Raw genomic sequence first — 13306 nt, forward strand, 5'->3', positions numbered from 1 at the left:
CGGCTAACATGCGCCCCCATGACCTCCAGCCACTCCACCGCCGCCGTCAGCTACCTGCAGGCGCTGTTCGACTACCTGCGCCTGCGCGGCGTAGCGGCGGCCGAGGTGCTGGACGGCGCGCAGATCGACCTGGCCGACCGCGATGCCCGGGTGGCGGAGCCGCTGGCGGCCGGCTGCTTCAACCGGGCGGCGGCGCGGCTGGGCGACGAGGACATCGGTATCCACGTGGGCGAGCAGATCCGCCCCGGGCACTACGGCGTAGTGGGCTACGTCGGCATGGCCTGCTCGACGCTGGGCGAGGCCATGCTCTGCCTGCAGCGCTACCAGGCCATGGTGGTGGACGTGGGTGCGCGGCCGATCGAGCTGCGTGGCCAGGAGGTGCTGCTGAGCTGGCGCCCGGACGACCAGAGTCACTACTACCGCCACATGGCGGAGTTCAACCTGGCCGCGCTGGTGACCTTCATCCGCTGGATCACCGGCCAGCCGCTGGCGCCGTTGCGCATCGAGTTCCCCTACCCCGCGCCGGCACGGCTGGACGAACAGCAGCGCGTGTTCGGCTGCCCGCTGGTGTTCGACGCGGACTGCTACCGCCTGGTGGTGCCGCTGGCCTGGAACGAGCTGCCTCTGATCCAGCCGGACCCGGCGATGCGCCAGCTCATGGACCGGCTGGCCGAGAAGCAGCTACTGACCTTGCAGCGCCAGGACGACGACCTGGTGGGACAGGCGCGGCGCCTGCTGGCGCAGAAGCTGTCGGAGGGCGAGGCCAGTCTGGACCGCATCGCCGCTGCCATGAACGTGTCGCCGCGCAGCCTGCAGCGGCGCCTGCAGGACCAATCCTCCAGCTTCAGCCAGCTACTGGACGAGGTGCGGCGCGAACTGGCCGGACGCTACCTGGAAGACCCGGCGCTGGACCTGACGGACCTGGCCTTCCTGCTGGGCTACTCCGAGCAAAGCGCCTTCACCCGCGCGTTCAAGCGCTGGCATGGCAAGGCGCCGGCGGAAGTGCGGGCGCAGAGGCGCAGCGCGCGCTAGGCCGTCCGCCAGTTGCGATGCTCGCGGTAGGTCTTCCTCACCCAGTCGAACCCCGGATGATCGTCCCAGCGCACGGCACGCATGCGCACGCTGCGGCGGTAAGCGGCCGCGCCGAACGCCGGGTGCTCCTGCGGGCAGGCCAGCGGCGACAGCAGCGCGCAGGCGGTGATGTCGGCCACGCTCAGCCGGTCACCGGCGAGATACGGCCGGCCGGCCCGGGTGCGCTCGGCGATCAGGTCTGCGGCTTCATCGATCTTCACCACCGCCTTGCGCAGGGTGGCGGGGGACAGCTGCAGCAGGCGCGAGAAGCCCCGGCGCACCAGGGGATAGGCCAGCGACAGGGCGCGGCGCTGCAGCGCGGTGGCATCATGTGTCCACATCGGCAGGGTGGCGGCCTTGTCGTCCAGGGTCTCGGCGAAGAGCTGGCGGATGACGTGGACGCCCACGCGATCGAAGCGCGCCTCCAGTTCCATGACCTCGGCGCGCAGGGCCGGTTCGGCCGGAATCAGCGGGAAGGGGGCCTGGCGCCGCTCCAGCCATTCCAGGATGCGGGTGCTGTCCTGGATCACCTCGCCACCGGCCACCAGCACGGGGACCGAGCTGGCCCGGCGGGTCAGGGCCAGCACGCGGGGGATGTGCAGGAAGGGCACCAGGCGCTGCTCCCGGTAGGGCAGGCCGGCCTGGTCTAGGGTCCAGCGGATCTTTTCGCTGAAATGGGACACCGCGAAGGTGTAGAGGATCGGCGGGGCGTCGTTCATCGGGCGTTCCGTTGGGGTCGTGCATGGTGCCTGCCCGGCTGCCCTTGCGGAAGGACCCGACTTGGAGCCGGAACCCGCCTCAAGCATGCTATGCACCTCACGGACGACCGACACCTACAACAATGAAACGCCGCGACCTGCTCAAATCCGCTGCCGCCCTCGCCGCCTGGGGCATCCCCCCGGCCCTGCTGCTGCAGCCGGGCGCCGTACTGGCCGATGACGGCCAGCCCTTCGACCTGGCCTGGCTCAAGGGCCAGGCCCGCTCGCTGGCTGCCCAGCCCTATGTCTCCCACAAGGGCGAAGTACCCAAGTCGCTCAAGGACATCAACTGGGACGACTATCAGGCGATCCAGTTCAAGGCCGACAAGTCGCTGTGGCGCAAGGAAAACCTGCCCTTCCAGGCGCGCCTGTTCCACCTGGGCCTGTTCTTCCAGACGCCGGTGCACATGCACGAGGTGGTGGACGGCAAGGCCCGCGAGATCAAGTACGACAGCAGCCTGTTCAAGTACACCGGCAAGCAGAAGCTCGGTCGCCTGCCCTCGGACCTGGGCTATGCCGGCTTCCGCCTGCTGTTCCAGACCAACTTCGAGCTGGACATCAGCGCCTTCCTCGGCGCCAGCTACTTCCGCGCCGTGGGCGAGGAGAAGCAGTACGGCCTTTCGGCTCGCGGCCTGGCGATCGACACCGGCCTGCCGCGCCCCGAAGAATTCCCGATGTTCACGGCCTTCTGGCTGGAGCGTCCGCGCAAGGAGTCCAACAAGGTCACGGTCTACGCCCTGCTGGATTCGCCCAGCACCACCGGCGCCTACGTGTTCGACATCACCCCGGGCCGCAACCTGGTGATGGACGTGGACGTGGCACTGTACCCGCGCAAGCCGATCGAGCGCCTGGGCATCGCGCCGCTGACCAGCATGTACCAGTACGGCGAGAACGACCGCCGCATGGCCTGGGACTGGCGCCCGGAAATCCACGACACCGACGGCCTGCAGCTCTGGACTGGCGCCGGCGAGTGGCTGTGGCGCCCGCTGGTGAACCCCACCGGCGTGCGCGTGAACTCCTACTTCGACAACAACCCGCGCGGCTTCGGCCTGCTGCAGCGTGACCGTAATTTCGACCACTACCAGGACGACGGCGTGTTCTACGAACGCCGTCCCAGCCTCTGGGTGGAGCCCAAGGGCCAGTGGGGCAAGGGTGCGGTGCAGCTGGTGGAAATCCCCACCGTGGACGAGACCTTCGACAACATCGTGGCGTTCTGGAACCCGGAGGAGAAGGTGCAGCCGGGCAAGGAATACCTGCTGGGCTACCGCCTGCACTGGGGCGCCATCCCGCCGGTGACCCCGTCGCTGGCCTCGGTGCAGGCCACCCGCACCGGCCTGGGCGGCGTGGTGGGCCAGAAGCGCAAGTACTTCTCCTGGCGCTTCGCGGTGGACTTCTCCGGCGGCGCCCTGGGCATGCTGGAGAACGGCGCCAAGGTGGAGGCGGTGATCAGCGCCTCCCGCGGCAAGGTGGAGATCACCTCGGCGCGCCCGCTGACGGCCATCAAGGGCTACCGCGCGATGTTCGACCTGGTGCCGGACGACAGCACCGAGCCGATCAACCTGCGCATGTACCTGAAACTGGGCGGCCAGACCCTGACCGAGACCTGGATCTACCAGTACACGCCGCTGCCGGTGGCGGAGCGCAAGCTGTACTGATCGGTTGATCTCCGGAACCCTGTAGGAGCCAGCTTGCCGGCGACTTCGCATGCCGAGGTCGCCGGCAAGCCGGCTCCTACAGGCGTTTGCGGGCGGCGGAAGCCCCGATCCCCTACAATCCGCCCCCCATGCTGACCTTCGCCAACGCCACGCTGCGCCGCGGTTCGCGCACGCTGCTCGAAAACCTGTCTTTCACCATCTACCCCGGCCAGCGCGTCGGGGTCGTCGGGCGCAACGGCACCGGCAAGTCGAGCCTGTTCTCGATGGTGCTGGGCCAGCTGCAGCCGGACCTGGGCGATGTGTCGATCCCGCGCAACATCACCATCGCCACCGTGGCGCAGGAAACCCCGGCGCTGCAGCAGTCGGCGCTGGACTTCGTGCTGGACGGCGACAGCGAGCTGCGCGCCACGGAGGCGGCGCTGACCAAGGCCGAAGAAGCCGAGGATCTCGACAAGCTGGCCTCGCTGCATGACCGCATGGCGGCCATCGGCGGCTATGCCGCGCCGGCGCGCGCCGCCAAACTGCTCGACGGCCTGGGCTTCTCCACGGCGGAGCAGTCTCACGCCGTGGCGGACTTCTCGGGCGGCTGGCGCATGCGCCTGAACCTGGGGCGCGCGCTGATGTGCCGCTCCGACCTGATGATGCTCGACGAACCCACCAACCACCTCGACCTCGACGCGGTGCTGTGGCTGCAGGACTGGCTCTCCACCTACCCCGGCACCCTGCTGTCGGTCTCGCATGACCGCGAGTTCCTCGACGCCGCCACCACCCACACCCTGCATCTGCAGGGGCAGACGGCGACGCTGTACAGCGGCAATTACTCGCAGTTCGAGCGCATCCGCGCCGAGCGTCTCGCGCAGCAGCAAAGCACGCATGAGCAGCAGAAGCGCCAGGTGGCGCATCTGCAGTCCTTCGTGGATCGCTTCAAGGCCGGCACCAAGGCGCGCCAGGCCCAGGCGCGCGTGAAGATGATCGAGCGCATCCAGATGACGGCGGCGGTGGTGGCCGACCCGGAGTTCCAGTTCAACTTCCCCAAGCCCGAGCGCCTGCCCTCGCCGCTGATCCACTGCGACAAGGTGGCGGTGGGCTACGGCGATCGCACGGTACTCAGCGGCATCCGCGTGGGCCTGGAGCCGGGCGACCGCATCGGCCTGCTGGGCCCCAACGGCGCAGGCAAATCCACCTTCGTGCGCCTGCTGGCCGGCGAATTGGACGCCCGCGCCGGCGCGATGACGCGCTCGCCCTACCTGCGCGTGGGCTACTTCGCCCAGCACCAGGTGGAGCACCTGGACATGAAGGCCTCGCCGATCCTGCACCTGCAGCGCATGGCGCCGAAGGCCAAGGAACAGGACCTGCGCGACTTCCTGGGCAGCTTCAACTTCCGCGGCGACCGCGCCTTCGAGGCGATCGAGCCGTTCTCCGGCGGCGAGAAGGCACGCCTGGCCCTGGCCCTGGTGGTCTACGGCAAGCCCAACCTGCTGCTGCTCGACGAGCCCACCAACCACCTGGACTTGGACATGCGCCAGGCCCTGGAGATGGCGCTGCAGGACTTCGCCGGCAGCGTGGTGCTGGTCTCGCATGACCGCCACCTGATTGCGGCGACCTGCGACGAGCTGTGGCGCGTCTCCGACGGCGAGGTGGCGGTGTTCGACGGCGACCTGGACGACTACGCCCGCTGGCTGGCGCAGCGCCGCAGCGGCCAGGGCACCGGCAAGCCGGCCAAGGTCGCCAAGGCCACGGCGGAAGCGGCGATCCCGATGGCGCCCAAGCGCAAGCCGGAGGAGCAGCGCGCGGTGGAGAAACCCTTCCGCGAGGCGATCCGCACGCTCGACGCGAAGATGGCCAAGCTGCAGCAGCGCCTCAAGGCGCTGGAGGGCGAGCTGGCCGATCCGGCGATCTATGAAGCCGGGCAGCGCGCCAAGCTGCAGAAGCTGACGCAGGAGCAGACCGAGAAGCGCGCCGAGCTGGACGGCTGCGAGGAGCAGTGGCTGGCGGCTTCCGAGGAGCTGGAGAAGCTCCAGCAATACTGAAAGACAGATAGTAGTTTTTAGATAGTAGATAGTCGTTGAGGCAAGCCCGCTTCGCGGGCTTTGTTGCTTCTACTATCTACAAACTACTATCCACTATCTTTCTTTTCCGCACCCGCGCTACCACCCGCTTCAAAGGCTCCGCCACGCGTCGCCGCGCCGTGCGCACGGCGGCACGCTTGCGCGTGTTGACGGCTGCCTTGCGCCGCGGCGCCGCCTTCTGCTGTGGCTCCCACTTGAGGATGCGTATCTCGCCCTGGAAGTCCTCCGCCAGGGCCGTGCAGCTCTCCACCCAGTCGCCGCAGTTGTAGCTGATCACCCCGTTGCGGATGTAGCGCACCTCGGCATGGTGGGTATGCCCGGTGACCACGCCGTTCAAGCCTTCGCGACGGGCGCGGGTCAGCATCTTCTCGTCGACGCCGGACAGCCACTGCGTCAGCGACTTGGCCTGGTTCTTCACGAGGGCCGACCACTTGGGCATGGGCTGCTCCACCTCGTTCCAGCGCTGCCAGGCGACATCGGCGCGCATCAGCAGGGTGTAGGCCAGGTCGGAGGCATGGGCCAGCAGCGGCATGCCGCTGACCACCTCGTCGAAGACGTCGCCGTGGATCACCAGCAGGCGGCGGCCGTCGGCGGTGGTGTGCACGGCCTCGTTGGCCAGTCGGATGCGGCCCAGGCGCAGCTGCTTGCGCACGAACTGGCGCAGGAAGTCGTCGTGGTTGCCGGCGATGTAGTGGACCTTGGTGCCGCGCCGGGCCTTGGCCAGCACAGCGTGCAGCACACGGCTGTGGTCGGGCGGCCAGTAGAAGCGGCTGCGCAGCTTCCAGCCGTCGAAGATGTCGCCGACCAGGTAGAGGTTCTCGCATTCATTTTGCCGGAGGAATTCGACCAGGGCGTGCGCCTTGCAGCCCTCCGAGCCCAGATGGACGTCGGAAATCCACAGCGTGCGGTGCCTGCACACCGAAGGCTTTTTCCTGCTCATGTCGGCTCCTGCGAGTCCTGCGAAGGTCACCAATGACTCCGAGGCAATATTCACTTCGCAAGAAGCAGACCAGTCACCCGCGTCGGAGTTCAGCCAACTGTGCGGTCCGACACATAGGGGTTGGAGCGGCGCTCGGCGCCGAAGCTCGACATGGGGCCGTGGCCCGGCACGAAGCGGGTTTCGTCGCCCAGGGGGAACAGGCGCTCGCGGATCGCCCGGATCAGGTCGGCGTGGTTGCCGCGCGGGAAGTCGGTACGGCCGATGGAGCCCTGGAACAGCACGTCACCGACGAAGGCCAGCTGCGAGGGGGCATGGTGGAACACCACGTGCCCGGGGGTATGACCCGGGCAGTGCAGCACGTCCAGGCTCAGGCTGCCTAGGCTGACGGTATCGCCCTGTTCCAGCCAGCGGGTCGGGGTAAAGGCGCGGGCCGGCGGGAAGCCATAGGCCGCGGCGTCCTGCGGCAGGCGCTGGATCCAGAAGTCGTCGTCGCGGTGCGGGCCTTCGATAGGCAGGCCCAGGCGGTCGGCCAGATCCTGCACGCCGCTGGCGTGGTCCAGGTGGCCGTGGGTGACCAGCAACTTTTCCAGCGTGATGCCGTGATGCTCCACGCGGGACAGCAGGCGGTCGATCTCGCCGCCGGCATCCACTAGGGCGCCCCTCATGGTGTCCGTGTCCCAGACCAGCGAGCAGTTCTGCTCGAAGGCAGTGACCGGTATGATCTCGACGCGCAGGCTCATGGGGCAGGCTCAGAGATGCAGGCCGCACTCGGTCTTGGGCTTGCCCTGCCAGCGGCCGGCGCGACCCTCGCCCGGGACGGTGCAGTGCGAGCAGCCGATCGAGGAATAGCCCTTGTCCACCAGCGGGTGCAGTTGCAGCGCATGCTCGCGGATGTACTCGTCACGCTCCTCGCGGGTGACGTCGATCATGGGGTTGAACTTGATGATGCCGCGGCGCTCCTCGAACACCGGCAGCGTGGAGCGGTGGTCGCTCTGCCAGCGCATCAGGCTGGACACCCAGATGTGGTAACCCGGCTTGACCGACTCCAGCGGCTCTACCTTGTTGACCGAGCAGCAGAAGTCCGGATCGCGCGACCAGGTCTTCTCGCTCACGGTGAACTGGTGCTTCCAGTCCTCGGCCTTGAGGTCGAACACGTCCAGGCCGAATTCGGCGATCAGGAAGTCCTTGTAGGCCAGGGTTTCCGGGAAGTGGAAGCCGGTGTCGATGAACGCCACCTTCTGGCTTGGGCGCAGGCGCGAGATGATGTGCAGGAAGTGCGCGGAGGTGGCGGCGAAGGACGAGGTGACCAGCACCTTGTCCTCGGCGAAGTCGCGATACAGCTCGAGCAGGCGGTGCTCGAAGTCGAGCGGCGCGTACTTCGCGTTCAACGCGGCGATCCGCTCGGCGCTGAGACCAGCGCTGTTGGCGGGGGTGGGTACGGCTTCTGCAATCGACACGAACTTTCCTTGGCTTTCGGCTGGGAAACCCGAAACGGGGTGACAATTCTAAGGCCTTTGTCTATCCAGGGCCGCTTTTTGGTCAAAAAGCTCTAAGGGAATCAGGCTTTCCTGGCCCTGCCGCCCTGCGCGGCTGCCGGTTCCGGCTCGGGGAAGCTGCCGTCCAGGTACAGCCACCGCCCTTCCACGCGCTCGAAGCGGCTGAGCTCCTGCAGCCTCTGGGCGCTGCCGCCACCAAGGCGGTAGCGGGCCACGAACTCCACCAGGGAGTGGTCGGCGTCCTGCGGCACATGGCGCAGCACCTTGAGGCCCAGCCAGGTGGTGCGCGGCTGCTCGGCCCCCAGGTCCAGGGCTTCAGGCCGGGTAGAGGGGTGCCAGCTGTCCAGCAGGTAGCCCTCCAGGCCCGAGAAATAGGCGCTGTAGCGCGAGCGCATCAGCGCTTCGGCCGTGGGCGGCAGGGCCTTGCCCAGGTGATAGGGCTCGCAGCAGGCGACATACGCGGCGCCGCTGCCGCAGGGGCAGGTCGGCCCGGCGGGCTGGGTGGAGACGGGTCGGGTCATCTGCGGATTGTGCTGCACCGTCTCCCCCTGCGCACCTGGGCGTCAGTGAGCCCCGGCCTTGCTGCCGTTGCTGCGAGCCGATGGCTCGCCCTGCTCGAAGCGCAGCGGACCCTCGATGCGCAGGTTCTGCTGCGGCAGGCCGAAGACGATGTTCTCGGCCTTGAGCGCGCGCATGATCGCCAGGTTCACGGCCTGCTGGATGTCCATGTAGAGATTGAAGTCCGGGTCCGTGACCCAGTAGACCGTCTCGAACACCAGCGAGTGCTCGCCGAATTTCTGGAAGTGCGCCCGGTCGAAGCGCACCTTGGGCTGAGCCTCGACGATGCGGCGGAGGGTCGGGGGGATCTGCTCGATCTGCTCCGGCGAGGTGTCGTAGCCCACGCCGAAGCTGAAGACCACGCGGCGCTCCACCATGCGCTTGTAGTTGCGCAGGCGGGTCTTGAGCAGGTCGCTGTTGGAGAAGATGATCTGCTCGCCGTCCAGGCTGCGGATGCGCGTGGTCTTGAGGCCCACGTTCTCCACCGTACCCATGTAGTTGTCCACGATGATGAAGTCGCCGATCACGAAGGGCTTGTCGACGACGATGGACAGCGAGGCGAATAGGTCGCCCAGGATGTTCTGCACCGCCAGCGCCACCGCCACGCCGCCGATGCCCAGGCCGGCCACCAGGGCCGTGATGTTGATGCCGAAGTTGTCCAGCACCAGCAGCAGGATCACGCTCCACAGCACCAGCTGCGCCAGGAAGCCGATCGCCGAGAGGCTGGTGGCGGCGCTGGCGTTGGAGGACAGGGCCTTGGCACGCGAGCGGCCCATCCAGAAATTGAGCGCGGCGCCGGCCCAGAAGCCCAGCTGCAGGAAGAAGGCCGCGGCCGTGGCCATCTTCAGGAGGTCGGCATGCCGGTCCGGCAGGGTCAGGTAGTGGCTGCCGAGGGACAGCGCGAAGATCGCCACCAGCCACAGGCGCGTCGCGCCCAGCGCGGACACCATGGCGTCGTCGATCTGGGTGCGCGAGCGCTGGGCCTGCGCCTGGAGCCGTCGCAGCAGGATGGGCTTGATGAGGTAGACCGCCAGGGCGATCGCGACTGACAGACCCAGCGCCACCAGCCAATCCTTTAAGGTGCCGCCGTACACGGCGGCATCGAGCCACATCGCGTCCATCCCTTGAACTCCTTGATTCCCGGCACCTTCCTGGCACCGTCAGGTCTTTGGAGTGCCGCGCCGGCCGATCCGTTCCCGAGACTTGAAGGCGTATGTACGGACGTTATAATCGAGAGCGGGGGCAACCATGAAACTGAAAATCACCACCGTGGGCAATTCCGCTGGCGTCGTCCTGCCCAAGGAACTGCTGGCCCGCTTGCGCCTGGACAAAGGCGACACGCTCTACGTCACCGAGCTGCCGGACGGCGTGAAGCTGCAGGCCTACGATCCGGAGTTTGCAGAGCAGATGGACGTGGCGGAGAGCGCCATGCGCCGCCGCCGCACCCTGCTGCGCAAGCTTTCTGAGAACTGAGAGAGCGCCATGATCGCCTGGATCGGACGCGCGCTCGCCTTGGCGATTCATGACCGGCAACTGGCCGAACATGGCGGCAGCGCCGGTGTGCGTGATGAAAAACTGCTGGAGTCGGCGCTTGCGCGTCCGCAGCAGTTGCATCACTACGGAGACCCGCCGCCGGATCTGGCGGACCTGGCCTCCTCGCTGGCTTATGACCTGGCCCGCAATCATCCATTCGTGGATGGCAACAAACGCACGGCGGCGGTCGTCTGCGAAACGTTCATCGAGCTCAACGATGCTCAATTGATCGCCGAGGACGCCGAACTCTTTCCGCGATTCCTGGCATTGGCCGAAGAGCTGCTCTCCGCCGAGGAGTTCGCCGGCTGGCTGCGGCCACGCATCCAGTCGACGCCTCGGGAGCAGGTACAGGAACGGCGTGCCCAGTACCGCAGCAAGGTCTGAACATGCAGCTCCACCAGATCAACATCCAGTACGACCCGGCCGAAGACCGGCTGCTGTCGCGCATCAGCACGCGCGACCGTCAGGAGTACCGGTTATGGCTGACGCGACGCTTCACGAGCCTGTGGTGGCCGGCGCTGTTCGAGGTGCTGGGGCACAACGAGACGGTGCGCCAGCAGCGCGATCCTGAGGTACAGAAGGCCGTTCTGGAATTCCAGCACCAGACCGCGCTGCAGGGCACCGATTTTCGCCAGCGCTTCGACGCGGATGCACTGGCCCCGGCCATGGCGCCGCTGCTGGTCAACAAGGTGCAGATGCGGCGCGATGGCCCGGAACACTACCAGCTGCTGTTCTCGCCGCAGGAGGGCCCGGGCCTTGAAGTCCGCCTGCCCGACAAGATCATGCACGCGCTCGCCGGACTGCTGGCTGAGGGCGTGAAGCAAGCCAACTGGGGCATCGCGCCACCGGCGGCGGCGCAGATGGAAAAGCTCACCGCCGAGCGCAAGCTCAACTGAGCTGCCAGATCCTGCACCGGTTGTTCGCCGGCATCGCGTGATCCTGCAGCAGCTTCAGCCCCACGGCGGACGCCAGCTCATCAACTGCTTCGGCGTCACGGATACCCCGCTTCGGATCGCCGTGCTTCAGGGCCATGTCGAAGTCGGCATTGCTCTGGCTGGTGAATTGCCCGCCATAGTTGAAGGGGCCGTAGATCGCCAGCTTGGCGCCCGGCGCCATCACCTCCGGCAAGCGGCGGAACATCTCGCGCACCTCGTCCCAGCCCATGATGTGAAGGGTGTTGGCGCTGAACACGGCATCGTAGGCGGGAGCCGGCCAGTCGGCCTGGTTGACGTCCAGCACCAGCGGCGGTGGCGTGTTGGACAGCGCCGCGTCCTCCAGCCACAGGCGGATGCCGTCCAGGTTCTCCTCGCGATCGGCGCTCTGCCAGACCAACTGCGGCAAGGTAGCGGCGAAGTGCACGGCGTGCTGGCCGGTGCCACTGCCGATCTCCAGCACGCGTTGCCGGTCGGCGAAGTGCTCGCGCAGCACTGCGAGGATCGGCTCGCGGTTGCGCTCGCTGGAAGCGGAATAGGGCTTGCTCACACGAGCAGAACAACGATGCCGCGCCACAGGCAGAGCAGGCCCGTGACCAGTAACAACAGGAAGGTCAGTGCGGTACCCCAGAAGCGGCCGAACTTCCACTTCTGCGTATAGGACAGCGCGATGCCGTGCAGTAGGCGCGCCACCAGCAGCGTGGCGCCCAGCAGGTGCAGCAGCCAGGGCGGCGTGACGCCGCCGGTTTCCAGCATGGCCAGCATCAGCAGGATCAGCGGCACGTACTCGGCGAAGTTGCCATGGCCGCGAATGCGCCGCAGCAGTTGCTGGTCCCCACCGTCGCCCAGGCTCACGCCGTGGCCGCGCTGCTGCACCACGCGGAAGCTCAGGGCCAGGAACAGGATCGCCAGGGCGCCGGCGTAGAGCGGTGTGATGGTCAGCATGATCTCCCCCGTTTGTTCGAACGGCGCCTAGGCTAGCGCAAGCCGGAATGTTTTTATTTATATAAATTAATATTTATTATTAATAATAATCAAACATCGCCCACGTAGATACCCACGCCACGCGCGGTGGCGATCAGGGGATCGTCGGGCTGCAGCAGGCGCGAGCCCACGGTGACGTCGGACAGCGGCACGTCCACTACGCCACGGTCCTGCCAGGCCACCATGCGGCCGAAGCGCCGCTGCGCCACCAGCCTCACCGCGTGCACGCCAAAGGCCGAGGCCAGCAGGCGGTCGCGAGGCGAAGGCGTGCCGCCACGCTGCAGGTGACCCAGCACGGTGACCCGCGTTTCCGTCCCCAGGCGGCGGCCGATCTCGCGCTCCAGGTAGTAGCCCACGCCGCCGTAGCGCAACTGCTCGCCCGGCATATTCACCGAGACATGCTTGCCGCCCTCGGTCTTCACGCCCTCCGCCACCACCAGCAGCGCATGCGAGCGCCCCCGCGACAGCACGCGGCGCAGGTGCGCCTCCAGGCCGTCGAGCGTATAAGGCAGCTCCGGCACCAGGATCACGTCGGCACCGCCAGCGATGCCACCGTTGAGCGCGATATGGCCGGCGTCGCGCCCCATGGTTTCCAGGATCATCACGCGGTGGTGGCTCGCGGCGGTCGGCTGCAGGCGATCCAGCGCGTCGGTGACGACATTGATCGCGGAGGCGAAGCCCACGGCGTACTCGGTGCCATGCACGTCGTTGTCGATGGTCTTGGGCACGCCCACCATGCCGATGCCGGCCTTGTCGCAGAGCCGGCTCAGGATGCGCATGGAGCCATCGCCGCCGATCACCACCAGCGCGTCCAGGCCCAGCTCGCGCGCACCGGCGGCAAAATCCTCGGAGCGGTCGCGGAAGCTGCCGTCCGGCTGCGGGAAGCGGAAAGGGTCGCCCTTGTTGGTGGTGCCCAGGAAGGTGCCACCCTCGCGCAGCAGGCCTTCATCGAAGGAATCCGCGCGCAGTTCACGGTAGCGCGGCGGCTTCTCCATCAGGCCCAGGGAGCCGTCGAGGATGCCCAGCACGCGCCAGCCACAGACCTGGTTGGCGTGGTAGGTCACGGCACGGATGACGGCATTGAGGCCGGCGCAGTCGCCGCCGCTGGTCAACACGCCTAGGGTCTTGATGTCCTTCATGCGGATCTTCTTCAGGGGCCTGGAGTTGAGAGTACCGCAGCGACCGGATGGTTCGGCACACCCGGACCCCCGCCGCCTTATACTCCCTCCCGGAATATGACCGACCTTGCCTGACCTGCTCCGCCCTCGCGGCGGAATGCACTCCCCCACCGGCATCACGCATGCCGGCTC

At 67.4% G+C, this 13306-nt stretch carries 15 protein-coding genes; 6 read left to right on the forward strand and 9 right to left on the reverse strand.

All coding sequences use genetic code 11. The features are described 5' to 3' along the window. Window positions 1-18 precede the first annotated feature (18 nt). Window positions 19-1032, forward strand: coding sequence for an AraC family transcriptional regulator (locus tag QT386_RS08745; RefSeq protein WP_289273365.1), 1014 nt, complete (start codon window positions 19-21; stop codon window positions 1030-1032). On the opposite strand, the gene QT386_RS08750 is transcribed toward QT386_RS08745, so the two are convergent. Next, window positions 1029-1790 carry a glutathione S-transferase family protein gene (locus tag QT386_RS08750; RefSeq protein ID WP_289273366.1) on the reverse strand — a complete coding sequence of 254 codons (762 nt, stop codon included), beginning with the start codon at window positions 1788-1790 and terminating at the stop codon, window positions 1029-1031. The two genes, QT386_RS08745 and QT386_RS08750, sit on opposite strands and share 4 nt — an antisense overlap. Before the next feature lie 122 nt (window positions 1791-1912). Here QT386_RS08750 and QT386_RS08755 point away from each other — a divergent pair, with 122 nt between their 5' ends. Both QT386_RS08755 and QT386_RS08760 read left to right on the forward strand, forming a co-directional pair. After that, window positions 1913-3484: a glucan biosynthesis protein gene (locus QT386_RS08755; RefSeq protein WP_289273367.1), complete on the forward strand. Its 1572-nt coding sequence runs from the start codon at window positions 1913-1915 to the stop codon at window positions 3482-3484. A 128-nt stretch (window positions 3485-3612) separates the two neighbouring features. Continuing rightward, complete coding sequence (locus QT386_RS08760) at window positions 3613-5514, forward strand: ATP-binding cassette domain-containing protein (protein ID WP_289273368.1); 1902 nt, start codon at window positions 3613-3615, stop codon at window positions 5512-5514. Between the two features lie 76 nt (window positions 5515-5590). Here QT386_RS08760 and QT386_RS08765 read toward each other — a convergent pair whose 3' ends face one another. The 5 genes from QT386_RS08765 to QT386_RS08785 form a co-directional block, all read right to left on the reverse strand. Continuing rightward, on the reverse strand, window positions 5591-6493 hold the full coding sequence (locus tag QT386_RS08765; RefSeq protein ID WP_289273369.1) for a UDP-2,3-diacylglucosamine diphosphatase: 903 nt from the start codon (window positions 6491-6493) through the stop codon (window positions 5591-5593). Between the two features lie 89 nt (window positions 6494-6582). Further along, window positions 6583-7233, reverse strand: a complete 651-nt coding sequence (locus QT386_RS08770) for an MBL fold metallo-hydrolase (RefSeq protein ID WP_289273370.1) — start codon at window positions 7231-7233, stop codon at window positions 6583-6585. Window positions 7234-7242: 9 nt separating this feature from the next. After that, the gene (locus tag QT386_RS08775) at window positions 7243-7950 is read right to left on the reverse strand and encodes a phosphoadenylyl-sulfate reductase (protein WP_289273371.1); all 708 of its coding nucleotides are present in this window, start codon (window positions 7948-7950) and stop codon (window positions 7243-7245) included. Between the two features lie 101 nt (window positions 7951-8051). Beyond that, window positions 8052-8510, reverse strand: coding sequence for a YchJ family protein (locus tag QT386_RS08780; RefSeq protein ID WP_289273372.1), 459 nt, complete (start codon window positions 8508-8510; stop codon window positions 8052-8054). 42 nt (window positions 8511-8552) lie between these two features. After that, window positions 8553-9668 carry a mechanosensitive ion channel family protein gene (locus QT386_RS08785; protein WP_289273373.1) on the reverse strand — a complete coding sequence of 372 codons (1116 nt, stop codon included), beginning with the start codon at window positions 9666-9668 and terminating at the stop codon, window positions 8553-8555. Window positions 9669-9795: 127 nt separating this feature from the next. Here QT386_RS08785 and QT386_RS08790 point away from each other — a divergent pair, with 127 nt between their 5' ends. Genes QT386_RS08790 through QT386_RS08800 form a run of 3 tightly spaced genes read left to right on the forward strand, consistent with a single transcriptional unit; the run spans window position 9796 to window position 10976 of the window. Continuing rightward, window positions 9796-10020 carry an AbrB/MazE/SpoVT family DNA-binding domain-containing protein gene (locus tag QT386_RS08790; RefSeq protein ID WP_289273374.1) on the forward strand — a complete coding sequence of 75 codons (225 nt, stop codon included), beginning with the start codon at window positions 9796-9798 and terminating at the stop codon, window positions 10018-10020. 9 nt (window positions 10021-10029) lie between these two features. Next, the gene (locus QT386_RS08795; RefSeq protein WP_289273375.1) at window positions 10030-10464 is read left to right on the forward strand and encodes a type II toxin-antitoxin system death-on-curing family toxin; all 435 of its coding nucleotides are present in this window, start codon (window positions 10030-10032) and stop codon (window positions 10462-10464) included. Between the two features lie 2 nt (window positions 10465-10466). After that, on the forward strand, window positions 10467-10976 hold the full coding sequence (locus QT386_RS08800; protein WP_289273376.1) for a hypothetical protein: 510 nt from the start codon (window positions 10467-10469) through the stop codon (window positions 10974-10976). On the opposite strand, the gene QT386_RS08805 is transcribed toward QT386_RS08800, so the two are convergent. The 3 genes from QT386_RS08805 to QT386_RS08815 all read right to left on the reverse strand — a co-directional run bounded on the left by QT386_RS08805 (window position 10969) and on the right by QT386_RS08815 (window position 13135). Beyond that, the gene (locus tag QT386_RS08805) at window positions 10969-11562 is read right to left on the reverse strand and encodes a DUF938 domain-containing protein (protein ID WP_289273377.1); all 594 of its coding nucleotides are present in this window, start codon (window positions 11560-11562) and stop codon (window positions 10969-10971) included. The two genes, QT386_RS08800 and QT386_RS08805, sit on opposite strands and share 8 nt — an antisense overlap. Continuing rightward, window positions 11559-11957 (reverse strand): MAPEG family protein, encoded by a 399-nt coding sequence (locus tag QT386_RS08810; RefSeq protein ID WP_289273378.1) that lies wholly within the window; start codon window positions 11955-11957, stop codon window positions 11559-11561. The genes QT386_RS08805 and QT386_RS08810 overlap by 4 nt, the downstream gene beginning before the upstream one ends. Window positions 11958-12046: 89 nt before the next feature. Further along, window positions 12047-13135 carry an ATP-dependent 6-phosphofructokinase gene (locus tag QT386_RS08815; protein WP_289273379.1) on the reverse strand — a complete coding sequence of 363 codons (1089 nt, stop codon included), beginning with the start codon at window positions 13133-13135 and terminating at the stop codon, window positions 12047-12049. Between the last annotated feature and the right edge of the window lie 171 nt (window positions 13136-13306).

It is taken from the genome of Solimonas sp. SE-A11 (assembly GCF_030345715.1).
In the GTDB taxonomy this organism is placed as follows: Bacteria; Pseudomonadota; Gammaproteobacteria; order Nevskiales; family Nevskiaceae; genus Solimonas_A.